At 63.6% G+C, this 23,795-nt stretch carries 28 protein-coding genes; 15 read left to right on the top strand and 13 right to left on the bottom strand.

Going from position 1 to position 23,795, the window contains the following annotated elements; all coding sequences use genetic code 11:
- The first annotated feature begins 17 nt into the window (after nucleotides 1–17).
- From bcsA to BM364_RS02130, 4 genes are read left to right on the top strand one after another with little or no spacing between them, the layout of a single operon-like run.
- Nucleotides 18–2,186 (top strand): UDP-forming cellulose synthase catalytic subunit, encoded by a 2,169-nt coding sequence (gene bcsA / locus BM364_RS02145; protein ID WP_092420298.1) that lies wholly within the window; start codon nucleotides 18–20, stop codon nucleotides 2,184–2,186.
- Nucleotides 2,183–4,426, top strand: coding sequence for a cellulose biosynthesis cyclic di-GMP-binding regulatory protein BcsB (locus tag BM364_RS02140; RefSeq protein WP_092420295.1), 2,244 nt, complete (start codon nucleotides 2,183–2,185; stop codon nucleotides 4,424–4,426). The genes bcsA and BM364_RS02140 overlap by 4 nt, the downstream gene beginning before the upstream one ends.
- Nucleotides 4,426–5,478 carry a family 8 glycosyl hydrolase gene (locus BM364_RS02135; RefSeq protein ID WP_092420292.1) on the top strand — a complete coding sequence of 351 codons (1,053 nt, stop codon included), beginning with the start codon at nucleotides 4,426–4,428 and terminating at the stop codon, nucleotides 5,476–5,478. Before BM364_RS02140 ends, BM364_RS02135 begins: the two co-directional genes overlap by 1 nt.
- A complete protein-coding gene (locus tag BM364_RS02130) occupies nucleotides 5,475–7,730 on the top strand; it encodes a tetratricopeptide repeat protein (RefSeq protein ID WP_092420289.1) in 2,256 nt (751 codons plus the stop codon). Before BM364_RS02135 ends, BM364_RS02130 begins: the two co-directional genes overlap by 4 nt.
- Nucleotides 7,731–7,805: 75 nt before the next feature.
- Here the strand turns inward: BM364_RS02130 and BM364_RS02125 are convergent, their stop codons facing one another.
- The 3 genes from BM364_RS02125 to BM364_RS02115 form a co-directional block, all read right to left on the bottom strand.
- Nucleotides 7,806–8,399, bottom strand: coding sequence for an SCO family protein (locus tag BM364_RS02125; protein ID WP_092423763.1), 594 nt, complete (start codon nucleotides 8,397–8,399; stop codon nucleotides 7,806–7,808).
- Between the two features lie 7 nt (nucleotides 8,400–8,406).
- Complete coding sequence (locus BM364_RS02120; protein ID WP_092420286.1) at nucleotides 8,407–8,952, bottom strand: copper chaperone PCu(A)C; 546 nt, start codon at nucleotides 8,950–8,952, stop codon at nucleotides 8,407–8,409.
- A 92-nt stretch (nucleotides 8,953–9,044) separates the two neighbouring features.
- The gene (locus BM364_RS02115) at nucleotides 9,045–9,404 is read right to left on the bottom strand and encodes a hypothetical protein (RefSeq protein WP_092420283.1); all 360 of its coding nucleotides are present in this window, start codon (nucleotides 9,402–9,404) and stop codon (nucleotides 9,045–9,047) included.
- A gap of 165 nt (nucleotides 9,405–9,569) precedes the next feature.
- Between BM364_RS02115 and BM364_RS02110 the strand changes: the two genes are divergently transcribed.
- Genes BM364_RS02110 through BM364_RS02100 form a run of 3 tightly spaced genes read left to right on the top strand, consistent with a single transcriptional unit; the run spans nucleotide 9,570 to nucleotide 13,312 of the window.
- The gene (locus tag BM364_RS02110; RefSeq protein WP_092420280.1) at nucleotides 9,570–10,412 is read left to right on the top strand and encodes an N-formylglutamate amidohydrolase; all 843 of its coding nucleotides are present in this window, start codon (nucleotides 9,570–9,572) and stop codon (nucleotides 10,410–10,412) included.
- Nucleotides 10,409–12,256 carry a flavohemoglobin expression-modulating QEGLA motif protein gene (locus tag BM364_RS02105; RefSeq protein WP_092420277.1) on the top strand — a complete coding sequence of 616 codons (1,848 nt, stop codon included), beginning with the start codon at nucleotides 10,409–10,411 and terminating at the stop codon, nucleotides 12,254–12,256. Before BM364_RS02110 ends, BM364_RS02105 begins: the two co-directional genes overlap by 4 nt.
- A 9-nt stretch (nucleotides 12,257–12,265) precedes the next feature.
- Complete coding sequence (locus BM364_RS02100; protein ID WP_092420274.1) at nucleotides 12,266–13,312, top strand: glutathione synthase; 1,047 nt, start codon at nucleotides 12,266–12,268, stop codon at nucleotides 13,310–13,312.
- Between the two features lie 9 nt (nucleotides 13,313–13,321).
- Here BM364_RS02100 and cysW read toward each other — a convergent pair whose 3' ends face one another.
- From cysW to BM364_RS02065, 7 genes are all read right to left on the bottom strand, one after another.
- Entirely contained in the window at nucleotides 13,322–14,191 is an 870-nt protein-coding gene (gene cysW / locus BM364_RS02095; protein WP_092420271.1) for a sulfate ABC transporter permease subunit CysW, read from the bottom strand.
- Nucleotides 14,181–15,017 carry a sulfate ABC transporter permease subunit CysT gene (cysT, locus tag BM364_RS02090; protein WP_092420268.1) on the bottom strand — a complete coding sequence of 279 codons (837 nt, stop codon included), beginning with the start codon at nucleotides 15,015–15,017 and terminating at the stop codon, nucleotides 14,181–14,183. The genes cysW and cysT overlap by 11 nt, the downstream gene beginning before the upstream one ends.
- A gap of 180 nt (nucleotides 15,018–15,197) precedes the next feature.
- The gene (locus BM364_RS02085) at nucleotides 15,198–15,800 is read right to left on the bottom strand and encodes an RBBP9/YdeN family alpha/beta hydrolase (protein ID WP_092420265.1); all 603 of its coding nucleotides are present in this window, start codon (nucleotides 15,798–15,800) and stop codon (nucleotides 15,198–15,200) included.
- Complete coding sequence (locus BM364_RS02080) at nucleotides 15,797–16,018, bottom strand: hypothetical protein (RefSeq protein ID WP_092420262.1); 222 nt, start codon at nucleotides 16,016–16,018, stop codon at nucleotides 15,797–15,799. The genes BM364_RS02085 and BM364_RS02080 overlap by 4 nt, the downstream gene beginning before the upstream one ends.
- Nucleotides 16,019–16,085: 67 nt before the next feature.
- Entirely contained in the window at nucleotides 16,086–17,126 is a 1,041-nt protein-coding gene (locus BM364_RS02075) for a sulfate ABC transporter substrate-binding protein (RefSeq protein WP_175528424.1), read from the bottom strand.
- A 128-nt stretch (nucleotides 17,127–17,254) separates the two neighbouring features.
- Entirely contained in the window at nucleotides 17,255–17,608 is a 354-nt protein-coding gene (locus BM364_RS02070) for a response regulator (protein WP_092420256.1), read from the bottom strand.
- A gap of 2 nt (nucleotides 17,609–17,610) precedes the next feature.
- Nucleotides 17,611–17,865 (bottom strand): hypothetical protein, encoded by a 255-nt coding sequence (locus tag BM364_RS02065; RefSeq protein ID WP_139232454.1) that lies wholly within the window; start codon nucleotides 17,863–17,865, stop codon nucleotides 17,611–17,613.
- Between the two features lie 78 nt (nucleotides 17,866–17,943).
- On the opposite strand from BM364_RS02065, the gene BM364_RS02060 reads away from it, so the two are divergent.
- Together BM364_RS02060 and xth are read left to right on the top strand one after the other, a co-directional pair.
- Nucleotides 17,944–18,246 (top strand): hypothetical protein, encoded by a 303-nt coding sequence (locus tag BM364_RS02060; RefSeq protein ID WP_092420251.1) that lies wholly within the window; start codon nucleotides 17,944–17,946, stop codon nucleotides 18,244–18,246.
- Nucleotides 18,247–18,251: 5 nt separating this feature from the next.
- Nucleotides 18,252–19,028 (top strand): exodeoxyribonuclease III, encoded by a 777-nt coding sequence (xth, locus tag BM364_RS02055; RefSeq protein ID WP_092420248.1) that lies wholly within the window; start codon nucleotides 18,252–18,254, stop codon nucleotides 19,026–19,028.
- Here the strand turns inward: xth and BM364_RS02050 are convergent.
- From BM364_RS02050 to BM364_RS02040, 3 genes are read right to left on the bottom strand one after another with little or no spacing between them, the layout of a single operon-like run.
- Nucleotides 19,025–19,237: a hypothetical protein gene (locus tag BM364_RS02050; RefSeq protein ID WP_092420244.1), complete on the bottom strand. Its 213-nt coding sequence runs from the start codon at nucleotides 19,235–19,237 to the stop codon at nucleotides 19,025–19,027. The genes xth and BM364_RS02050 overlap by 4 nt on opposite strands.
- Entirely contained in the window at nucleotides 19,224–19,439 is a 216-nt protein-coding gene (locus BM364_RS02045; protein WP_092420241.1) for a hypothetical protein, read from the bottom strand. Before BM364_RS02045 ends, BM364_RS02050 begins: the two co-directional genes overlap by 14 nt.
- Nucleotides 19,436–19,618: a DUF3606 domain-containing protein gene (locus BM364_RS02040; protein ID WP_092420238.1), complete on the bottom strand. Its 183-nt coding sequence runs from the start codon at nucleotides 19,616–19,618 to the stop codon at nucleotides 19,436–19,438. The genes BM364_RS02045 and BM364_RS02040 overlap by 4 nt, the downstream gene beginning before the upstream one ends.
- Before the next feature lie 122 nt (nucleotides 19,619–19,740).
- Here BM364_RS02040 and nadE point away from each other — a divergent pair, with 122 nt between their 5' ends.
- From nadE to BM364_RS02010, 6 genes are all read left to right on the top strand, one after another.
- Nucleotides 19,741–20,568 (top strand): ammonia-dependent NAD(+) synthetase, encoded by an 828-nt coding sequence (nadE, locus tag BM364_RS02035; RefSeq protein WP_092420235.1) that lies wholly within the window; start codon nucleotides 19,741–19,743, stop codon nucleotides 20,566–20,568.
- Nucleotides 20,561–21,163: a cysteine hydrolase family protein gene (locus BM364_RS02030; RefSeq protein ID WP_092420232.1), complete on the top strand. Its 603-nt coding sequence runs from the start codon at nucleotides 20,561–20,563 to the stop codon at nucleotides 21,161–21,163. The genes nadE and BM364_RS02030 overlap by 8 nt, the downstream gene beginning before the upstream one ends.
- A complete protein-coding gene (locus BM364_RS02025) occupies nucleotides 21,154–22,113 on the top strand; it encodes a TIGR03885 family FMN-dependent LLM class oxidoreductase (protein ID WP_092420229.1) in 960 nt (319 codons plus the stop codon). The genes BM364_RS02030 and BM364_RS02025 overlap by 10 nt, the downstream gene beginning before the upstream one ends.
- A gap of 90 nt (nucleotides 22,114–22,203) precedes the next feature.
- Complete coding sequence (locus BM364_RS02020; RefSeq protein WP_092420226.1) at nucleotides 22,204–22,956, top strand: Crp/Fnr family transcriptional regulator; 753 nt, start codon at nucleotides 22,204–22,206, stop codon at nucleotides 22,954–22,956.
- Between the two features lie 48 nt (nucleotides 22,957–23,004).
- The gene (locus tag BM364_RS02015) at nucleotides 23,005–23,256 is read left to right on the top strand and encodes a DUF6894 family protein (RefSeq protein ID WP_092420223.1); all 252 of its coding nucleotides are present in this window, start codon (nucleotides 23,005–23,007) and stop codon (nucleotides 23,254–23,256) included.
- A 283-nt stretch (nucleotides 23,257–23,539) separates the two neighbouring features.
- Nucleotides 23,540–23,776: a hypothetical protein gene (locus BM364_RS02010; protein ID WP_092420220.1), complete on the top strand. Its 237-nt coding sequence runs from the start codon at nucleotides 23,540–23,542 to the stop codon at nucleotides 23,774–23,776.
- Nucleotides 23,777–23,795: the final 19 nt, after the last annotated feature.

Raw genomic sequence — 23,795 nt, 5'->3', positions numbered from 1 at the left:
GCAGCAAGGCTAGCTGGATGAGCAAGGCATTCACACTCCTGATCTGGTTCCTGGTGTCGGTGCTGGTCGTGGTCCTCGTGACCATTCCGGTGAGCCTGCAGACTCATCTCGTCATGGCCGCGATCCTGCTTGGCGCCATGATGCTGATCAAGCTCCTTCGCCTTGAAGGCAATTGGCGCCTGCTGCTGCTCACCTTCGGCACCATCATCGTTCTGCGCTACGCCTATTGGCGCACCACCAGCACATTGCCGCCCTTTGACCAATGGGCGGACTTCATCCCCGGCCTGATCCTCTACCTGGCCGAGATGTACTGCATCATGATGCTGTTCCTCAGCCTTTTCGTCGTCATCCGGCCCATGCCCAAGCATGTCTCGACCCGCCTGCCCAAGGACGAGCCCGTGCCCACGGTCGATATCTTCATCCCGACCTATAATGAAGATTACGAACTTCTGGCCGGCACGCTCGCGGCTGCCCGCAGCCTTGATTATCCCGAAGATCGCTTCACCGTCTGGCTCCTGGACGATGGCTCGACCGACGCCAAGCGTAACGACCCCGATCCTGACAAGGCCGCCGAGGCCCAGGAACGCCACGAGCAGCTCCAGCAGCTCTGTGCCGAACTCGGCTGCCGCTATCTCACCCGCGCGCGTAACGAGCACGCCAAGGCCGGCAATCTCAACAATGGCATCGCCAACTCGACCGGTGAATATATAGCCGTCTTTGACGCCGACCACGCCCCTGCCCGCGATTTCCTTCAGGAAACCGTGCCCTTCTTCGGCCGCGACAACCAGCTGTTCCTGGTTCAGACCCCGCACTTCTTCCTCAACCCCGATCCACTCGAGCGCAATCTGCGCACTTTCGAAGTCATGCCCTCGGAAAACGAGATGTTCTACGGGGTCATCCAGCGTGGGCTTGACCGCTGGAATGCCGCCTTCTTCTGCGGCTCGGCCGCCCTTCTCCGCCGCGAAGCGCTGATGACCACCAATGGCTTTTCCGGCCGCTCCATCACCGAGGACTGCGAAACCGCCATCGAACTCCATAGCCGCGGCTGGAACTCGATCTATGTCGACAAGCCGCTCGTCGCGGGTTTGCAGCCGGTCACCTTTGCCAGCTTCATCGGCCAGCGCACACGCTGGGCCCAGGGCATGATGCAGATCCTCTTGTTCAGCTTCCCGCCCTTCAAGCGCGGCCTGACCATGGCACAGCGCCTGTGCTATACGTCCTCGACGCTGTTCTGGCTGTTTCCGCTGCCGCGGATGATCTTCCTCTTCGCCCCGTTCTTCTATCTCTTCCTTGACCTTCAGGTCTTCACCGCCTCGGGCGGCGAATTTGCCGCCTACACCCTGACCTATGTGGTGGTGAATCTGGTGATGCAGAATTCGCTCTTCGGGCGCTGGCGCTGGCCCTGGATCTCCGAGCTCTACGAATACATTCAGTCCGTCCACCTCCTGGGTGCGCTGTTTTCGGTGGTGCGCAATCCCTACAAGCCCAGCTTCAAGGTGACAGCCAAGGACGAGAGCGTCGAATCCTCCCGCCTTTCCGAACTTGCCCGCCCCTTCTACCTGATCTTCCTGCTGCTGATCCTTGCCGTCGTCATGACCATCTACAAAATCGGCGCGCAGCCCTATCAGGCCGAAGTGACAATGGTTGTGGGTGGCTGGAACATCTTCAACCTGATCCTTGCCGGTTGTGCCCTCGGGGTCGTCTCCGAACGCCGTGAAAGCTGGGGCACGCGCCGCGTCACCGTCGAGCGCCGTTGCGAGGTCCGCGGCGCCGATGGCGAATGGGTCCGGGGCAATCTGGTCAACGTCTCGAGCGGCGGCGTCGCCATCCGCCTGCCCAATGGCGCCGCCGGGCTCGGCCGCGGCATGCCCATCACCATGCGTTTCGCACCCCTCGCCAATCTCGAAAACACCGAAATGCCGGTCTTCATCCGCTCCGTGACCACTGAGGGCAAGGGCGTCGTCTTTGGCTGCCGCTACATGCCCGAGCGGGGCCATCACTACCGCCTGATCGCCGATTTGATCTACGCAAATTCGGGCAATTGGCAGGCGCGCCAGTCCGCTCGTCAGGTCAATATCGGCATCGTGCAGGGGACGGTGCGTTTTCTCGGCATTGCGCTTTATCAAACCGGCCGTGGCCTCGGCTATCTCCTGCGCTTCGGCTCCGGCAGGGGTGCAGGCCAATGATCAAGCCGGCCCTCCTCTCTTCCGTAGCCCTTCTTGTGGTGCTGACCCCGGCGCTCGGCCAACCCGCACCCTTCGACATGTCGCCCGAAAGCGGCCTTGTTCGGCCGGCCGAGCCTGACACCCAGCCCGATGCGACAACCGCACCCGATACGCCCGCGCCACCCGCCGAGCCCGAGTTTTCGCGCCCGCTCCTCCCCGCTCCCACCCTCCGCCTTGCCGGCGAGGAAGCGCGTCAGGGGGTCGTCGTCTACCTCACCGAGCAACAGGCAGCCGCCGCGGCAAGGCTTGAATTTTCCTATCTCAACGCCCTGGTCGTTGCCCCTGAAGCCTCCTCGCTGCGCGTCCGCATCAATCAGACCGAGATCGACAGCCGGCCGATCGCCTCCTCTTCGGCGCCCTCGCTGGTTTCCGTCGAAGTTCCCGCAGGCGCTCTCCGCGCCGGCCCCAATGTCATCGACTTCCGCGCCAGCCAGCGCCATCGCACCGACTGCACGGTGGAATCGACCTATCAGCTCTGGACCGAAATCCCCGGATCCGAAGCGCGGCTCGTCTTTTCCGGCGATCAGCTCGAACGCATCGGACAGTTGAGCGAACTCGGTGCCGTCGGCGTCGACAGCGATGGCCAGACCACCCTGCGCGTCGTCAGCGCCGGCCTTGCCGATGCCGCTGCACAATCCGTAGCTCTCGAAATTGCCCAGCAGGTGGGCCTTGCGCTGCGCACCCCGCACCTGACCGTCACCCTCGTTGACGCGCTCTCTGAGACCTATGAGTCGGGCGTGCTCGACCTCGTTCTGATGCCTGCCGATGCCCTGCCCGACAGCGTCGCCGCTGCCCGCCCGCAGGCCAGCGCAGCCCCCATGGCGGCCATGGTTCCGGTGACGAGCGGCGCCAACACGCTTGTGCTTTCCGGCCCCGACTGGAATTCCATCGCCCGCGCCGGTGATGCGCTGGCTGCTTCGGCGCCGGCCGACGGACGCCCGCGTTACGATCTGCCTTTGCCCGTGCCCATGATGGCTGGCGGACAAAGCGCCAGCCTTGCCAGCCTCGGGCTCGATCGCGTCGAGTTCAATGGCAGACGCTATGCCGTCGATCTGCAGTTCGAACTGCCTTCCGATTTCTACGGCTATCGTTATGGCGAGCTCAATCTCCGGCTCGATGCCGCCTATGCCAGCGACGTGCTGCCCGGCAGCGAGATCGACATCTACATCAATGGCGAGATTGCCTCGGCAACCCCGCTCCTGCGCACCGATGGCGGCGCGCTCGATGACACCAATATCCGCATCCCGATGACGAGCCTGCGGCCCGGCCGCAACGAAGCGACCGTAACGGTCAATCTCCAGACCCGTTCGGATGCTGTCTGCGGCGCCGGCTGGACCGGTTCGGCACCCACCCGCTTCATCCTCTCCAATGCCAGCAGTTTCAGCCTGCCCGATTATGCCCGTGCCACCGCCGTGCCGGATTTGCTGGTCATGACCGGATCGGGCTGGCCCTATGCAGATGCGGGCGCTGTGCCGATCGCGCTGGGCCAGGGCATGGAGTCGCTTGCTTCGGCCATGATGTTTGCGGCCCGCATCGCCACTGCCTCCGGCCGCACCATCGATTTCAGCGTCATGCCGCAAGCCGATCTGCCGCCTGAGGGCAACGCCATGCTGGTCATGCCCATGGATACCCTCTCCCCGCTCAATGCCAGCCGTGTCGATATCGTCACCGCCCCCTCTGCTACAGGCGCGGCCGCAGGTGACCTGCGCAATCAGTTCGGCAACAGCGAACCCACCGGCCCGATCTCCTACGTCACCGACTGGCTGCGCGACGCCGTGGGGCTCGAAGTCTCCGACCTCCGGCTCTGGCCCGGCACCGACGCCGATTACACGCCGCCTCCGGGTGCCGTCACCGTCTCACAGGTGCTCCAGTCCGAGGGCGGCGTCTGGACCACCCTCACCGCTGCATCCGAAAGCGCGCTTCGCACCGGCACCGAACGGCTGATCGACACCGATAAATGGCGCCAGATCACCGGCCGCATCAGCGCCCTTGCGCCCAATAGCGACACCCTGACCACCATTGCGCCGCAAAATGTTGCCATCCGCACGGACGGAACCTTGTCTCCGCTCAACCTGCGGCTGATTGCGGCCAACTGGTTCTCGGGCAACATTGTCTACTTCACCCTGGCCATTCTGCTCGGTGCGGTTACTCTCATGCTGATCACCGCGCGCTTGCTGACCCGCATCGGAAGAAGGCACTGATGCAAAAACTGTCCTTTGCCGCACTTGCTCTTGGCTGCCTCATGACACTGCCGGTCCAGGCCGTTCCGGTTATCACTGCCGATGAATGGCAAAGCTATCTCGATGCCTATGTCACCGAGGAAGGCCGGGTTGTCGACACGGCCAACGGCAATATCAGCCACAGCGAAAGCCAGGGCTATGGCTTGATTCTGTCGGCGCTTGCCGAAAATCGGGAGAGCTTTGATCGCATTCTCGGTTTCACCCGCTCAGAACTGCTCGTGCGCGAAGATGGGCTCGCCGCCTGGCTCTGGGATCCGGAAAAGGATCCCCATGTCAGTGATTTCAACAACGCCACCGATGGCGACATACTGATCGCCTACGGCCTGCTGATGGCCGGAGAAACCTGGAACGAGCCCGGTCTTGTCGAAGAGGCGAGAGCCATGGTGACCACGATCGGCCGCACCATGCTGGTCGAGGCCGATGGCCTGCCCGCCATCCGCTCCGGCGGAACCGGCTTCGACGGCGATGACTCCACCGGCTATCTGCCCGTGCTCAATCCCTCCTACTGGATATTCGAGACCTTCACCGCCTTCCGCCAGCTCGATCCCGCGATCGATTGGATGGCTGTCAGCCAGACCGGCCTCGACATCCTGCGCCGCGCCAGCACCACCACAGCGGGCATTCCCGGGGACTGGATCACTCTCGAAAACGGCGGCATAGCTCCAGCGCCGAACTTTCCCGCAGAATTTGGATATAACGGCATTCGCATCCCGCTCTATCTCATGCGGGCCGGCATGGACCCGGCTTATCTCGAACCTTTCCGCGCCAAGGCCTCTTCAGCCGGTCTCTTCAAGATCGATCTGACAAGCGGGGAAGCCATCGAGCCCATCGACGAGCCAGGCTACCGACTGATCCAGGCTGCCATGGAATGCACCGCAACGGGCCGCCCCGTGCCCGAGGATCTGCGCCGCTTCGCCCCTACGAGCTATTACGCCGCCACCCTGCAATTGTTGATGCTCGATCACCTGCGCCGCCAGCGCGGCAGTTGCCTGACGGGAGCTGCCACACCATGAAGCGCACCTCTGCCCTTTTGTTGACCACCAGCGTCATGGGCCTGATCCTGGGCACCTTTATCGGCCAGCAGGGCGCCCAGCCCGTGCACGCTCAGAGCCAACCCGCAGCGCCCGCGCCTTTTGCAGCAGCGCCCATGCCTGCACCGCTTGCCGTCGATCCCGTGGTTGTGTCGCGCACCGGCAATGGCGCCTTCATGGTCACTCAGAACGATGTGCCCGTGCCGGCCTCCCCCGCACCGCCCGTTGCCACGACGCTTGCTACCCAACCCGCAACCCCGGTGCTGACGGCCCAGGCGAATACGCCGCAATCGGCGCCCGCGGGCGAACCCGACGAAACCGCCCTGCGCTATTTTGCCCAACAGGGCGACACCGTGCGCCTCCAGCGCGAGATCGAGCGCCTGCGCGCGCTTTATCCCAACTGGCAGCCACCCGCCGATCCCCTCGCTACAGATTTCGAGCCGGATCAGGACATTATCGCCATCTGGGACATGGTCACCGCCGGCGACTATAGCGGGGCCCGCGCTGCCATCGCCAGCAAGCAGGAGGCCGATCCCACTTTCGTGCCGACCGCCGATCTGCTGGAAACCATTTCGCGCGGCGAGGCTGGAACGCGCCTGCGCACCGCCTCCGATAGCGGAGATTACCAGGCGGTGATTTCCCTTGCCGCCAATGCGCCGCAACTGCTGACCTGCGCCAGCGTCGACAATCTCTGGCGCCTCGGCGAAGCCTTTATCCGCACTGGCAACACCCAGCGCGGTATCGACGCCTATGTCTATGTGCTGACCAATTGCACCGACACGGCCGAACGCTTTGCCACCCTGCAAAAAGCGCTGGAACTGCTCGACCGCGAGCAGATTGAACCACTTCTCGCGCTTGAGCGTCCCGCCGCTGATGGCACCGGTGAATTTGCCGCGCTCAAACTCGACCTAGCGCGCCGCTCCATCGCTGCAGCGCTTGAAGACGGTGGCGAGGCCCCGAGCGAGGAGGACGTGACCCTTCTTGCCGCCGCTGCCCGGCAAAGCGAAAACGCCGATGATCTCCGGCTCCTCGGCTATTTCGAACTTGACCGTGACAAGCCGCAGGAGGCCCGGCGCTATTTCGAGAGCGCATTCGACGCCGATCGCTCTGCTCAATCCGCTGAAGGGCTCGGTGTGTCCCTTCTCCAGCTCGAAGACCCCACAGCCGCCGAAGATGCGCTCGCCCCATTTCTGGGCGAAAGCGACACGATCGACCAGGTTTATGGCGATGCCGCAGCCGCCATGCTGGCGCTCGAGCCGCGGCGCGCCGTTTCCGCCAGCGTGCTCAGCCGCGTCGTGGCCGCAGCCAATGAGAGCCGCGATGCCAGTATCGCTCAGGAGCTGGGCTGGTATGCCTATGCCTATAACCAGCCGCAAACTGCGGTCGAATGGTTCGAAACCGCTCTCGCCTGGCAGAGCGATCTCGAACCCGCTGCCTATGGCCTGATGATCGCTGCAAATGTGCTTGGCGATTCCACGCGGGTAGAAGAAATCCGTCGTCTCTGGGGTGGGCGTTCCGTGCGCATCGCCCAGTTCGGCGCGACGACCACCTCCGGCACCGCCATACCGCCCATTCCCAAGCCGCGACCTGCTCACCTTGCGCAGGCGCCGGTGCAGGCCGTGCGCGCAACGACCGTTGCGCCCCAGGTCGCACAAGTCAGCTCTGGCGGCAATGCGTCCGCTGCAGGCGCAAGCAGCGGCGGCGGAGGCGGCGGGGGCAGCAGCGGTTGCCAGGCCTATCGTCCGCCCATGAGCCTGTCGCCGGCCGGCGCGCTGTCCCATGCGTGGTGTTTGATGGAGCTGAACCGTCCGGCACAGGCGGCCGACCATTTTAGCCGGGCGCTCGATTCAGCCACCCAGTCGGTTCGCAGCGATGCCGCCTATGGCCAGTCGCTCGCCTTTTTGCGCATGGGTCTTGCCGATGAAGCGGCCGTCGCGGCCGCTGCAGCCCCGCTCACATCGCGGCGCGCCGTCGAACTCGAAATCGCCATCCTCACCGACAAGGCGACCAGCGCCTATAGCATCGGCGAATATGCCATGACGCTCAATCTGCTCGATGCCCGCGCTCGCTTCGCGCCCGAGCGCAACGATCTCCTGACCCTGCGCGGCTGGAGCTATTTCCACCTCAAGCGCTATCGCGAGGCCGAGCGCATTTTCGAGGCCGTCGCGGCGACCGGCTATGGCGACGCCGTTGCCGGTCTCGAAGCGTCCCGCGCTTCGCTCGCCACCTACTAGGCAATCATCACGACACGAAAAAGCCGGGCTGGCCCGATCCCTTGTGAGGATCAGGCCAGCCCGGCTCCATGTTCTTTAGCCCTGCGCGAGTAGCTTGCGGATCTTGCCCACTGCAGTCGACATTTCTTCGCGATAGGCGATGGTGCCTTCGAACTCGCCCTCCCGGTTGAGGAGAAACACCGAGGCGGTATGGTCCATCGTATAGTCATCGCCCTCGAGCGGCACCTTCTGGTGGTAGACCGCCCAGGCACTAGCAGCCTTTTCGATCTCCTCAACCGATCCCGTCACGCCTGTGACATGGCCTGTCCAGGACACGTAGTCGGCCACGATCGGAGCCGTATCGCGCTCGGGATCCACGGTGATGAAATAGGCCTTGAGATCCCCCGCCTCGTCTCCCAGCGCCTCATACCACGCCGTCATCTCCGCCAGCGTCGTGGGGCAGACTTCCGGGCAATGAGTAAAGCCGAAGAACAAAAGCGAAGGATGCCCTTCAAAACTCGCCCGCGTGAATGGCGTGCCATCGGTCGTGGTCAGCTGATAATCCCCTGCCCCGACGGCTGCCACAGCTTGCGGGCGGTTGAATGCGGAATAGGCATAGAGCCCGGTAGCGGACAACGCCACCACTGCCACTACCGTCCAAAGAACCGTGCGTATCGTTGAAAGCCGCATCTTCGCCTCAGTGCCCCATGGAGCCATGATCGTGCGCGGGCGCATCGGCGGCCGAGCCCGCAGCCACGAGATCGAGGGTGACATCGCCAGCCTGTTCAAAGCTCAGCGTCACCGGGACCGTGTCGCCTTCCACAATCGGGGCATGAAGACCCATGAACATCAGGTGCATGCCGCCGGGCTTGAGGGTGATGGTCTCACCTGCCGGGATTACGATGCCCCCGGCCAGCTGACGCATCTTCATCACATCGCCTTCCATGGCCATCTCGTGGATCTGAGTGTCCTTGCCGATGGCGCTCTGGGCCGAAACCAGGCGATCATCGGTGCTACCACCATTGGTGATGGTCAGAAATCCGCCGCCGACCGGCGCATTGGGCAGAGTTGCGCGGGTAAAGGGACCGGAAATCGTCAGGTCGCCTACGGTAACTTCGCCGCTATTTTGACTGGCATGGTCGTCGTGCTGCCCATGGTCGTGCCCGTCATGGGCCAGGATAGGCGTGGCTAGAGCCAGCAGCGAAGCTGAAGCGAAGGCGAAAAGAGAGGTGCGGAGGGACATAGAAAGTCCTTGTCATGGAAAGGTGTGCGGCTCCGCCCCACGGGCAGTCGAGCCTTCAAAAACGGGAAAGTCGGCGGCAGTGCCGCAGCACGTCAGGCCGCGTGCGGCGGTCCGCGCGGCTGTCCCGGCCGTCCCCCGGCATGGTCGGCCAGCACCGACCCCTTTTGCCCATAGGCGACCGCAAGACTATCCTGCCGCACAGCGATAGGCACGGCCCCGTCCGGCGCGACCGCCAGTTCCGTCTTGCCGGCACTGGCGAGCGGGCATTTGATCGCCGCCGGCCTATCGGTTTCGCCCGGCTCGCTGACCGAAGTGCAAACGCTCCAGGAGAGCTGGCTTTCATAGCCCAGAACCGCCAGGTCGCGCTGCAGGCCTGCGGCCTGGTGCAACGGCGCCAGCAGCACCAGCACATAGAGCGCCAGCACCGCAAAAGCGGCGCCGATTTCACCCATTATGTGCCGCTGCCGGTTCCGCATGCCGCTCCCTCTTATGCCCGAGGAGCTACACCGGACCCCTTGCGGACGCAAGGCGCGCACTGTCGCATGCATGGAACTCCCCGAAAAGACGCGCCGTTTCGAACCGAGTGCCTTCTTTGGCAGAACACACAAAAGCGTCCCATGGCCCCAAGCAATACCGACACCGGAACCGCCCAGAACCTGTCCATTTTCCCCGCTCCTACCGATCTCTGGTCCGTCCATCGCGCCGTTTCCCCCCTGATCGGCACGGCCATCCACAATGGCCACCACGTCCGGCCCGAGCTGGTCGAGCAGATGGCCCTCGGCGAAGCCGGGCGCCTGCGCGAAGAAGATCCGTTCACCGAATTCACCATTCGCGACGTGCCAAATCGCGTCGTCTTCCATCGCTCCCGTTTCGAGGTGGATCTCAATCGCGCCCGCGACGGCGCGGTCTACCTCACCCCTGACCAGGCCTGGGGGCTCGACATCTGGCGCCGCCAGCCCGAGCCCGCTCTCGTCGAGCGTTCGCTGCGCGCCCATGATGGCTACTATGCCATGCTCGAAGCCATGCTCTCCGGCATCGCCGCCGATCATGGGCAGTTCGTTCTTCTCGACATCCACTCCTATAATCACCGGCGCAATGGCGCCGACGCCGCCCCCACTCCCGCGGAACAGGCGCCTGTGGTCAATATCGGCACCTTCTCCATGGACCGGGCCCGGTGGGCGCATGTGCTCGATCCATTCATCGAGAGCCTGCGCAGCACCAGCTTCATGGGCCGTCCCATGGATGTGCGCGAGAATGTGGCTTTCGCCGGCAAGGGCGAACAGACCCGCTTCGTGCACGAGCGTTTTCCCCGCTCGGGCTGCGCCATCGCCATCGAGTTCAAGAAGGTGTTCATGGACGAGTGGACCGGCGCGCCCGATCCCGGGGCGCTTCTGGCGCTGCGCCGCATGATCGCCGCGTCTCTCCCCGTGCTGCTCGAGAGCCTTGAGGCGCACGCATGACCAAGCCCGACCCGCTTTTGGCGGACATTGCCCATCTGCTTGAAACCGGCCAGCCCATCCGCAAGGATTTCGGCCGCGGCGAGCGCCTTCATATCGATCGCCCGATGCCCTTTCTCTGCGTGCACCTGGGCAAGGCGCACGAGCTGGCCGCTCGCGACCTCGTCACCTCCAATTCCGCCTATCTCGTGGTTGCAAGCCTCAAGCGCGCCAAGGCGATCATCGCGCTCGTTGCCGACGCCATGCGCGAACGCTTCGGCGGCTTCGTCCTCTTCGACATGGGTGAGTTCGCTCACGACAAAATGGCGAGCGACACAGCCTACCTGCCGCCCTTCGAGGTCTCGCTTTCGGCTGGCGCCGATGAAGCCAGCCAATCCGCCGCCGCGGCCTTTGCCGCTGCAACGCAAAAGGTGAAGGTCCGCTTTCGCACCCCGCAGCTGACCCAGCTCCCTCAAGCTCAAGACCCGGCCGCGCGCCTTGCCCGGCAATTGCCCGCCATTCCGACGCTGACCCTGCGTCTTGCTCCTATCTACCGCACGCCCGATGGCACCGCGACCTATCCGCAATTGCACGAACAGATGGTCGCCAATCTCGTCGATGCGAGCCTTCAGGCTCTCGCGGCCTTTGCCGAAGCCTCGACCAGCCTTGCCGTCTCGACCCACCGCGCCCTTGGCCGCAAGGCTTTCATCGATGCCGTCAGCCGGGCCGATCGCGCCATGGACGAGGTCGCCCAATCCTTCGACTTTCTCCTTTCCGTCACCCCGATCAATTCCGGTGCGGCCTGGGAAGAGTTCAGCGCCAGTAGTTTCGAGCGCGCCCCCACCCTGCTCTATCGCCCTTTGACCATCTCCCAGGACCGGCAGAAGCGGCAGCTCTTTTCCATCGCGCTCGATCATCTCGAAGACCCGGTTCTGACAACGCTTTACCGCGAAAAGCAGCAGGAGCTCGATCTGCAGCTATCTCTGCTCGCCGCGCGCGAAACCCCGCGTTTCGTTGAAATCAGCCGCGCGCTTTATGGTCCGGTCGAACCGAGCCTGCTCCGCGCTGCTCAGGACGTGCTCGACGCCATGCCGGGGAAAAAGCGCGGCACCCGCAATGCCGGGCAAAGCGCGGACTCCGCCTTTGTCGAGCGCGAGGCGCGCGCCATGATCAAGCACTATGCCGGTCAGTCGGCGGATTTCTCCGCCACCATCGAGCTGCGCGAGGATCTGCCCTCGGGCCTCATGGTTTCGGGCGGCAAGCTGTTGATCGCCCGAAGCACCACCATGCCACGGACGCGCGTCGAGGCGCTGTTGAGCCATGAAGTGGGCGTGCACCTGCTCACCTATTTCAATGGTTCGGCTCAGGGCCTGCGCCTGTTCCGGTCGGGTCTGGCGGGTTATGAAGGCGTGCAGGAAGGCCTTGCCGTCCTCTCCGAATATCTCGTCGGCGGCATGACGCCCGACCGGCTGCGGCTGATTGCGGCCCGCGTCATCGGCTGCCATGCCATGCTCGATGGCGCCAGTTTCGTCGAGTGCTTCCGCCTCGTGCGCGATCTCGGCCTTGCTCCCGCCAGCGCCTTCAACCTGACCCTGCGGGTTTATCGCGGCGGCGGTCTTGCCAAGGACGCGGTCTACCTCAGGGGTCTTCTTGAAGTGCTAGCCCATCTGCGTTCGGGCGGAGCGCTCGAACCGTTCTGGATGGGCAAGATCGCAGCCACCCATTTCCGCATCATGCAGGAGCTGAATACGCGCGGGCTGTTGCGCGCGCCCCAGCTGCATCCTGCATTCCTCTCCCACCCCGATGCCGGCCGTCGCCTCAAGGCGGCCTCTGCCGGTCTCACCCCCATAGATCTGCTTGCGAGCTAGGAGCGTCCCATGCGCATCGCATTCTTCGTCAATTCCATCGAGGGCGAGCACGCCACCTATTCGACCACGCATCTGGCGCTCGCCGCACTCAATCGCGGCCACGACATCTGCTATCTGACCCCGTCCGACTTCGTATTGCGGCCCGACGATACCCTCGCCGTTTGCGCCCGGCGTCCCGCCAAGGACCGCTACAAGAAGGCCGAAACTCTCTTCAAGGACCTTCAGGCCAAGGATGCTCCGGTCGAAACTCTCGATGTGGAGAACCTCGATGTGCTGTTTTTGCGCAACGACCCATCCGAGGATGCCGCCGAGCGGCCATGGGCCGCCAATGTCGGGGTGATCTTCGGGCGCATGGCCGCCGAGCGTGGCGTCCTGGTGCTCAACGATCCCGACGGGCTCGCCCGCGCCCAGAACAAGCTCTACTTCCAGGAATTTCCCCAAGCCGTCAGGCCCGAGACGCTGATCTCGAAAAGCATTGCCGAGATCCGCGCCTTTATAGAAAGCCAGCCCGAAGGCGTCGTGCTCAAGCCCCTCCAGGGCTCGGGCGGCAAGAACGTGTTCAAGATTTCCTCTCCCAAGGACAGCAATCTCAACCAGATCTTCGAGGCGGTGAGCGAGGAAGGCTATCTGATCGCCCAGGGCTTCATGCCTGAAGCGGCCGAAGGGGACACCCGCTTTTTCCTGATGAACGGCAAGCCGCTCCAGCGCGACGGCAAATTCGCGGCCTTCCGCCGCGCTCCGGCCAAGGGCGAGATCCGCTCCAATATCCATGCCGGCGGCAGCGCCCAGAAAATTGCCGTCACCGACACCATGCTGCGCATTGCCGAAATGGTCCGGCCCAAGCTCGTGCGCGACGGCATGTTCCTGGTCGGGCTCGATATCGTGGGCGACAAGCTGCTTGAGATCAATGTCTTCACCCCCGGCGGGCTCAACAATCTCTCCCAGATGTACGAGACCGATTTTACCCAGACCGTGCTTGAAGCCATCGAGCAAAAGGTCGCGATCAACGGTGCCTATGAAAAGCGCCTGACCAATCGCGAACTGAGCACGATGTAACCGCCTCCTCTAGTGGCCGCGACCCGTCGCGGCCAGTTCCTCGCCGAAGCGCCATTCAAGCGCGCTCTTGAGCACCAGGGTCACCAGGGCCAGCAGTGCCAGAAGCGAGGCCAGCGCAAAAGCGGCCGTGCCCTGATATTCGTTGTAGAACATTTCGACCTGGAGCGGCATGGTCGTCGTCTGCCCGCGGATCTTGCCCGAGACAACCGCTACGGCACCGAACTCGCCCATCGCGCGGGCGTTGCAGAGCAGAACGCCATAGAGCAGGCCCCACTTGATATTGGGCAAGGTGACGCGCCAGAAGGTCTGCCAGCCTGAGGCCCCCAGCGAAAGCGCCGCTTCCTCGTCGCCCGTGCCCTGGTCCTGCATCAGCGGGATCAGCTCGCGCGCGACGAACGGAAAGGTCACGAAGATCGTCGCCAGCACGATGCCGGGCACGGCAAAGAGAATTTCGATTCCGTAAGACTTGAGCCAGGGGCCGAGCACGCTGCCCGCGCCGAACAGCAGCACATAGACGAGGCCCGAGATCACCGGTGAAACCGAAAACGGCAGGTCGATCAGCGTGATCAGGAAAGCCTTGCCCTTGAACTCGAACTTGGCGATGGCCCAGGACGCGCAGATGCCGAACACCACATTGAGCGGCACGGCAATGGCCGCCACCAGCAGCGTCAGCCGGATAGCCGAAAGCGCATCGGGCGATTGCAGCGACTGGATATAGGTGCCGATCCCCTGCCGCAGGGCCTCGGAAAAGACCGCGACCAGCGGCAGCACCAGAAAAAGGGCCATGAACAGGAGGCCGACCAGGATCAGCGTCCAGCGCACCCAAGCCGGCTCGTTCGTCGGCGAGCTGATGCGACGGGTGCGGTGTTCAGCTGCCATAGCCATATCTCCGGCGGCTCCAAGCCTGAATGAGATTGATGATAAAGAGCATCGCAAAGGAGATGGCGAGCATAACCGTCGCGATCACCGCCGCTCCGGCATAGTTGTATTCCTCGAGCCGGATGACGATCAGCAACGGCGCTATTTCGGAGACGAAGGGAATATTGCCGGCAATAAAGATCACTGAGCCATATTCCCCAACGGCCCGGGCAAAGGCGAGCGCGAAGCCGGTCAGGATGGCCGGCGCAAGGCTCGGCAACAGCACGCGCGAAATCGTCTGGAAGCGGTTGGCGCCGAGGGTGGCCGAGGCTTCCTCGACCTCCTTGCTGGTTTCTTCCAGGATCGGCTGGATCGTGCGCACGACAAAGGGCAGTCCGATAAAGATCATGGCGATGGTGATGCCGACCGGCGTATAGGCGATGCGCCAGCCGAAGGGGGAAAAGAGCTGCCCCACAAAGCCGTTGGGCGCATAGATCGCGGTCAGGGCGATGCCGGCAACCGCCGTGGGCAAGGCAAAGGGCAGATCGACCATGGCATCGAAAATGCGCCGCCCCGGGAAACGGTAGCGCACCAGCACCCAGGCGATCAGCGTTCCGAACACCACATTGATGCCCGCCGCGATCAGCGCCGTCACAAAGCTCGTCCGCAGCGAGGCCAGCACGCGCGCATCGAGCGCCGCGGCCCAGAACCCGTCCCACCCCAGCCCGGTCGAGCGGATCACGAGGGCGATCAGCGGCATCAGGATGATCAGCGAAAAATAGGTGATGGTGAAGCCCAGCGTCAGCCCGAAGCCGGGAAGAACGCTGGGCTGGCGAAAGCCCTTCATGACTCACCCCGCCCGCTGGTCTGGTCTTGAGACAGCCTCATCGCCGTGCCCCATCCTGTTTAGCTAACCCTAGCCTGCCGGTCGGCTTTCTCAAGCTGCGCCACTGGCAAGATTGAGCGTCAGAATAGAAAATCCTACCCAGCAAACCGCTTCCCCGAGCAAGTGGCAAGTGGAGGCCCGTCACGGGCTGGGCGCCAGGCCTTGGGCGGAGCGGGACGCCCGGTTGCGCCGCACCGCACGCTGGTCTGCCTCCTCGGCCACCTGCCGGGCCAGATCGTAGCCCGCCGGCCAACGTCCGAAGCCGCTTGCCACATTCACATGTCCCGCATAGCCGAGATCGTGCACCGGAATACCCCAGTCGCCCGCAACCATCCTGGCCTTTTCAAGCGACATGTAGACGTCGTCCCGGCTCGCCACCATCAGGGCCGGAAAGGGCAGCGCATCCTTCGGTATGGTGCCGAAGTCATAGGTCCGGGCATGGAGCACCGATGTCCGTTCGATATCGGCGGGCGCCACCAGCAGAGCTCCGCCCACAAGCGGTGCTACCGAACTTTGCGCCAGCCGTGCAGTCAAAATCGCGCCCAAACTGTGGGAAACGATCAGCGCACCGGGATTGGCGATCACCGCCTGTTCGAGCCGATGCAGCCAGCGCCCCTCCTTGGGATCGGACCAGTCGGCCTGCTCCACAAGCTCGGCTTCGTCATGGTCGGCCAGCCAATGTCTTTGCCAGTGGTCGCCGGTCGAACCGTTGAGACCAGGAGCGATCAACACGCGCCGCTTCATCGATGCCCCCCTGCCCCATCGGGCGGCGCCAGATCCCGGTCCTCGGGTTCTGGCGCCATGCCATAGAGAAAGCACAGTTCCTGTTCGGCCCGCCCCGCCGGGTCCGCTGTCAGCTCCTGGTGCCCGGCTCCGCCGAAAAAGTGCGCCTTGGATGGCGCTTCGGCCGCGGGAGCACGGCGAAACCGGCCGGGGTTCAAAATCCCAAAGAAATGCACCATGTCGTCCTCCGAATAAACACTCGTCAGGCTCGAATGGGCGGCCGCTTGGAAGCGGCCGCGCTTTGGCTTACTGGCCCGGACCGGAATAGATCTGGTCGAACACGCCGCCATCGCCGAAGAACCTGGGCTGAGCTTCCCGCCAGCCGCCGAAATCCTCGATGGTCACAAGATTGACCTCGCCAAACCGGGCGATGTCTTCGGGCGCTGCCGCCGCCGGATTGGATGGACGGTAGTAATGCTTGGCTGCGATGGCCTGACCTTCGTCCGAATAAAGATAGTCGAGATAGCCCTGGGCCAGCTCCCGCGTGCCGCGCTGGTCGACATTGGTGTCGACAATGGCGACCGGCGGCTCCGCCAGGATCGAGATCGACGGCGTCACGATATCGAAGGCATCGGGCCCGAGTTCCTCGAGCGCGAGATAAGCCTCGTTCTCCCAGGCGAGCAGCACATCGCCGATCCCGCGCTGCACAAAGGTTGTCGTGGACCCACGCGCCCCAGAATCGAGCACCGGCACATGCTTGAAGAGCTCGCTGACATAGGCCTGCGCCGTTTCCTCGGAGCCGCCCTCCTGGGCCAGCGCCCAGCCCCAGGCGGCCAGGAAATTCCAGCGCGCTCCGCCCGACGTCTTGGGATTGGGCGTGATCACTTTGACCCCGTCAGCGACGAGATCGCCCCAGTCTGCAATGCCCTTGGGATTGCCCTTGCGCACCAGAAACACGATGGTCGAAGTATATGGCGCGCTGTTGTTGCCGAGCGATGCACGCCAGTCCTCGCGGATCAGCCCGGCATCGGCGATGGCGTTGATGTCGCTTTCAAGCGCCAGCGTCACCACATCGGCCTCCAGCCCATCGATTACCGTGCGCGCCTGCGAGCCGGAGCCGCCATGGGTCACCTGTACCCCCACCCGCTCGCCCGTGGTTTCCTGCCAATGGGCGATGAAGACCTCGTTATAGTCGCGATAAAGTTCGCGCGTCGGATCGTAGGACACGTTCACCAGTGTCCTGTCCTGAGCATGCGCGGTAACCGAAAACCCCACGGCCAGCGAGGCGGCGAGGGCAGTATAGGCGATAAACTTGGATGTCCGGTTCACGTGAACCTCCCACTGCAACGATGGGAGAACTCTACCAAGCAAGTAGAGATTGGAAAGGTTCACACTTGCTCGCGCCCGGCAGCGAAGAGAAAATTATACTCACAGTGAGCGCTGCACTTCAGCAGCGAGCAAGTTCATTCCATAGATCAGGCGCGGGCCCGCGGCGCCTCCAGCATCACCTGCAAGACCGAAGCCATGGGCGGGCCTGAAAGCTGCTCGCGTTCGAGGCAGAAATCGGGCAGTTCTCCCTCCCGCGCCAGCGTCACGATCACGGGCACGTCCTGCTGGTCGCATTCTTCGAGCACCACCTCGCAGGTGTCCGAGCCGAGATACGTATCGACAAAGGCCAGGTCCGGCTTTTCACGCCAGATCAGTTCAAGCGCCGAGGAACAATCCGGCGCCGGACCCAGCACCGTGTGCCCCATGCTTTCGAGCATGTGCTTGAGCGCGCGGCCCTGTTCGGCATCGTCCTCGACAATCAGAATGCAGGAGAGGGTCATGGTCAGATCGTGCCCCGGATCCGGTCGATGATCTGGGACAGCATCAATTGCCCCGCCGGGTTGAACACAAACCGCCCCCCGCTTTCCGCCCCCAGTTCCTTTTCGGTCAACTCCGCCAGCGCTTCGGGATCGGCGCGATGGCCCGCACCATCCTCGGAAACGACACTTGTGATCGCATCTCCGCTTTCGAGCTGGTGATAGGCGGCAAAGGCGAACACGGCGAGGGCCTTGTCGCTGAGGTCATTTGGCGTGGTCACGGGGCTCTCCATGGGGCTTGAGGTCACACCAGCAACGGTATCGATCCTCACTCGTTCCTCCCCGCAAGGAGGACCGCAATGAACACCGCCAATCTTCAGCTCGAAGGCCTGCTCATGGCCATGGCCGAACTCAACCGGCTCCTCGTCCGCAAGGGGCTTGTCAGCCAGGACGAGATCGACAAGGCCCTCGCCCGTTCCGAACAGACCGTGCTCGGTGATGATCGGGTGGTCGAGGATCTGTCTCCGGCCAATCGCGATGCCATCGCCTTTCCCGCCCGGCTCCTGCGCCTCGCCAACGAGGCGGGCGAAACGGCGCCCGGCTTTGCCGAGCTGGCGCGCCGCGTGGGTGAAACCAAGGGTCCCGACAACGACCAGCTTTAGCGCGCATGAAAATCGCCACTTACAATGTCAACGGGATCAACGGGCGCCTGCCCGTTCTCCTGCGCTGGCTTGGAGAAGCACAGCCCGACGCGGTCTGCCTTCAGGAACTGAAGGCCCCCGACGAGCGCTTTCCCCTCGCGGCCATAGAGGCAGCCGGCTATGGCGCGGTCTGGCACGGGCAGAAAAGCTGGAACGGCGTCGCCATCCTCGCGCGTGGCGCAAAGCCCGTCGAAACCCGCCGCTTCCTGCCCGGCAATCCCGATGACACGCAGAGCCGCTACCTCGAAGCGGCAGTCAATGGCATTATTCTGGGCTGTCTCTACCTGCCCAATGGCAATCCCGCACCCGGCCCCAAATGGGAGTACAAGCTCGATTGGTTCGGCCGCTTCGCCCGCCATGCGGCCGATATGCTGAAAACCGGCCTGCCGGTGATCCTGGCAGGCGACTACAATGTCATGCCTGGCGAACGCGACGTCTATAAACCCGAGCGCTGGACAGATGACGCTTTGTTTCGCCCCGAAGTCCGGGCCGCCTATGCTGGCCTTATCGATGCCGGCTGGACCGATGCCCTGCGCCATCTCCATCCGGAAGAGCGCATCTATACCTTCTGGGATTACCTGCGAAACGCCTATGGCCGGGACGCTGGCCTGCGTCTCGACCATCTTCTGCTTGCCCCGGCCATTGCCCCGCGTCTGCGAACGGCGGGTGTTGATCGCCATGTCCGCGGCTGGGACAAGTCGAGCGACCATGCCCCGGTCTGGATCACGCTTGCAAAGCCCTAGGGCTTGGGCACCTCTGCCGCTTCGAGCGCGGTCGTTACCCCCTCGTCATCGCCCGGCAGCGGCAGATAGCCCTGCCCCATCAGCCAGTCGCTGACAATGGTGGCGATCGCCTCCTCGCGGCTCATCCGCCCATGCGGCGGGCGGTCCTGATCGGCGATAAACCGCTCAACACCTGCCAGCACATCCGGGTCGAGCTCATTGCGGGCCATTCGGCTCCACCTTGCTGTTGCCCACACTCGGAGCATCCCCGTCATGCAGATAGCTGTTGCCGCCAAAGCCCTTGTCCTTGGGCGGATGCTCGCCGCCTGGATGCGGAATCTTGTCATAATCCTCCTCGGTCGAAGGATGCGGATCGGCCACGTCGTTTTCGGCTGAAGTCCCCTCGCCCGTCGGCACGCCTGACTTGTTCATTTCCGTTCGAGCTCCTTTTCGACTTCTTTGCGGCTATTGCCGGCCGATTTGATTGCATCCTTGACCGCCTGGCGCGATTTGCCCGTCTTTTCCGCCTCGTAACGGACTTCGTGCGCCTGTCCGCCCGCCACCAGTGCCCGATCCTGGGCCCTGCCGCGCGATGTGTGTGCCTGAGCCATCTCGGCCTCCTTTCCATTCTGGATCAGGCCAACGCATGGAAAGACTCACCGGTTGCCGTCCCCGGAACCGACGCGGCGATCTTCCGTTGCGCAAACACGTGCACAAGCTCCCAAGAGGCGACATGACCAGCCAGTCCGAAATCAGCCGCGACCTGGGCGTCGCGCCCCAGTTCGATGCCGCAAGCGAAGCCATGCGCCGCCGCACTTTTCTCCAGACCTATCTGGAGCGCTCCGGCCTCAAGGCCCTGGTTCTCGGCATCAGCGGCGGCATCGATTCCACCACTGCCGGCAAGCTTGCCCAGGAAGCGGTGACCGAGTTGCGCAAGCAAGGCTCCGATGCCCGCTTTGTCGCGGTTCGCCTGCCCTATGGTCACCAGGCCGATGCTGCCGACGCCGACGCCGCCCTTGCCGCCATCGGTCCCGACGAAACGTTCGAGGTCGATATCGCAGCGGCGACCGATGGCATGTGGCAGGCGATCGAGGCTGCCGGCTTTTCCGCCGCAAGCCCCGCCCAGTCCGATTTCCTGCGCGGCAATGTCAAGGCGCGCCAGCGCATGATCGCCCAGTATGCGCTGGCCGGAGGCTTCAACGGTCTTGTTCTCGGCACCGATCATGCCGCCGAGGCGGTGATGGGCTTTTTCACCAAGTTCGGCGATGGCGCGGCCGACCTCCTGCCGCTCGGCGGGCTGACCAAGCGCCGCGTGCGCGCCCTGGCAGCCCATCTCGGCATCCCCGACCGCCTGGTCAACAAGGTGCCCACCGCCGATCTTGAGGATCTCGCCCCTCTCCGCCCCGACGAAGATGCCTATGGCGTCACCTATGAGCAGATCGACGATTTTCTTGAAGGCAAGCCCGTGCCGCCCGAAGTCGCCGCGATCATCGTCGCGCGGTACGAGGCCACGGCGCATAAGCGCGCCCTGCCCATCTCCGCGGCGTCCATCCATGCCTGATCGTCCCCGGCGCCTCGCCCATCTTTGTGTCGACGTGCAGAACATGTTTGCCGCCGACACCGACTGGCAGACCCCCTGGCTCAACCGCATGCTGCCCGCCATCGAGGCGCTGGTCGAGCGCGACCCGGAAGCGACTGTCTTTACCCGTTTCGTGCCGCCCTCTTCGGCAGACAGGGAAACCGGCGCCTGGCAGCAGTATTACGAGCGCTGGCCCGCCATGACCAGCGAGCGGCTTGCCCCCGAAATGGTCGACCTCGTTCCTGCTCTCAAGCGCTTCGTGCCCCCAGCACGCGTCTTCGACAAGAACCGCTACTCGCCCTGGCTCTTCGGCGATCTCGACAGGACCCTGCGCGGGGAAGGCGTTGAAACTATTCTGATTACCGGCGGGGAAACCGATGTTTGCGTGCTTGCTGCGATCCTGGGTTCCATCGATCTCGGTTATCGAACGATCCTTGCCTCGGACGCAGTGTTCGGCTCCGCCAATCAGACGCACGATGCGGCGCTCACCGTGCTTGACAGCCGGTTCGGCGAGCAACTGATCGTCCGCACTACCGCCGAACTTCTCGAGCATTGGGATGAACTGGCATGGTCATGATCGGCTATCACGCCTCGCACGAGCAGTTTTCTCCGCGCGAGCTTTTGAACCTCGTGGTCGAAGCTGAAAAGGCCGGCTTCGATTGCGCCAAGTCATCCGACCATTTCCACCCCTGGAGTGAACGCCAGGGGCAGTCCGGTTTTGCCTGGTCCTGGCTTGGCGCTGCCATGCAGGCGACCGGGTTCGGCTTTGGCATGATCTCGGCTCCCGGCTTTCGCTATCATCCCGCCGTACTGGCCCAGGCTGCAGCCACTATCGGCCAGATGTTTCCCGGCCGGCTCTGGCTGTCCCTTGGCAGTGGCGAGGCCATCAACGAATCCATTACCGGGCAAGCCTGGCCGGAAAAGGCCGAACGCAATGCGCGCCTGCGCGAATGCGTTGATATCTTCCACGCTCTTTTCGATGGCGAGACGGTCACCCATCGCGGCCGCGTCACCGTCATCGAGGCAAAGCTCTATTCCCGCCCGGCCGAACCCGTGCCCCTTTTCGGCGCCGCCGTGACCCCCGCCACCGCCGCCTTCTGCGGTCATTGGGCCGATGGTCTATTGACGACCGGCGGCGATGTTGAAACCGTCAGGACCGTCATCGACGCCTTCCGCGACAATGGCGGGGCGGGCAAGCCGGTCCATATCCAGCACGCCCTCTCCTGGGCGCCCGATGAGGCTACCGCGCTACACGAAGCGCTCGATCAGTGGGGCCCCTCCTCGATCGGCGGGGAAGCGGCGTGGGATTTGCGGCGCCCTAGTGACTTCGACAGCGTCGGACGGCTGGTGACCGAAAAGGATATCCGCACCTGCGTCCATGTTTCCGCTGATCCGACGGAGCACCGCGCCCGCATCGAAGAGCTATCGGCGCTCGAACCCACGGCCATCCATCTCCACTGCGTCGGGCGCAATCAGCGCGCCTTTATCGACATGGCCGCGCGCCATCTGCTGGACAACGCGCTCTGAGTTCGTCCTGAACGCAGAATCTTGGCCTCTCATGCCACCAGACCGGCGGAGATGCGTTTGTTCTTCAACGCTTAAGGAAAAGGTGTGCCCATGGACAATGCGATCCGTTCCCTGATCTTTCGGCTGGAAACCATCGGAGATGTGACCGCCGATGACAGGGCGGCGCTCGCCTCCATTCCGCTTCGAATTGCCTCCGTGCCCAAAGGCGGCGAGATCGTGGCCGATGGCGAAATGTCGACCTCGTGCTGCCTTGTTGTCGATGGCTATATCTATCGCTCCAAGATGCGCCCCGACGGCAAGCGCCAGATCTTCTCGCTCCATCCGCCCGGCGACATTCCCGATCTGCATAGCCTCCACCTGCCCAGAATGGACCACAACCTTGCCGCCATGAGTGATTGCACCGTGGCCCGTCTTGCCCATGCCGACGTGAAGGCCGTCATCGAGGAGCGGCCTCGCCTCGGCAGTCTTCTTTGGCGCGATACCCTGATCGATGCTGCAGCGTTCCGCGCCTGGATGCTCATGCTGGGCGCCGCTGAAGCCCTCGAGCGTATGGCGCACCTCTTTTGCGAGGCCTATACGCGCGCCAGCATGGCCGGGCTGAACGAAGGCAACACCTTCCGCCTGCCCCTTACCCAGACCGATCTCAGCGACATTCTCGGCATTTCGCTCGTGCACGCCAATCGCACCCTGCAGGATCTGCGCAGCCGCGGCCTGATGGATTTTGACCAGCAGGTGGTCACCATCATCCACTGGGATCACCTGCGTGCCCTTGCCCAGTTCGACCCCAGTTACCTGCACTATCTCGATAGCCGCGTCGGCCGCATCGATCCCGCTAAGATGTGAGGGAACCACGATAATTCCTTCCTCCTTACCTTGGCGAGGAGAAGGTCCATGCCCCGCTACTTCGTTGATTTCACCCACAATGATACCGAGATCGTCGACACGGTCGGCCAGGTGCTCGATAGCGAACTCGCGGCACGGCGCGAAGCGGTCAAGGCGCTTGCCGAGATATCGGCCGAGGAAATCCCGCGCGACGGTCCCCTCCTTCTGACCGCCACCGTCTTCAACGAAAGCCGCAAGACGATCTTCGTCTGCTCGGTGCGCTTCGACTTCGAGGTGTCGCACGCGCAAGACGGCGGCTGAACCAACTCTGGCCGCCCTCCCCCTCAGCGGACTGCCCCACCGACTTTAACTTATGTTGTTGCGAGGTTGCCCAAGCACGCTAATTCGGAAAGAGCCGGTTCAGAAATGCCGGTCGTTCGTTTGTCCCTTAAGCGTCCACTTCCAATAGAGCCGCATGCCTCAAGCGGCCGGAACCGAAACCATCAGTCATGCTTGCAGTTGTGCTCACCGAAAAAGCTCATCTCGTATCCATCCGCAAAGGATCTCTGGTCGCCTTCGCTCAACTGTGGAAGGACGAACGATAATGAAAACCTTCAGGGTCGTTGAACTGAACGCAGAACAGGCCACCGAGGCCGAACACACAGTCCGCGCCGCGACCCCCGAGGCTGCCGTCCAGCAGGCTCTGGGCATCGAGGTCGTCCGCGGCAGCTCCAAGACGATCCGCCCGGTCGCACGGGTTTACTGGCAGGATACGCCTGCCCAGACCAACATGGTCCGGCTCTATCCCCGCATCGGAACGGGGCGGCGCGAGGAAGCTTAGCCCCTCGCGCGTGAGCCAG

Source organism: Devosia crocina, from assembly GCF_900116545.1.
Taxonomy (GTDB): Bacteria; Pseudomonadota; Alphaproteobacteria; order Rhizobiales; family Devosiaceae; genus Devosia; species Devosia crocina.
This window is presented reverse-complemented; position numbering and strand designations above follow the sequence as displayed.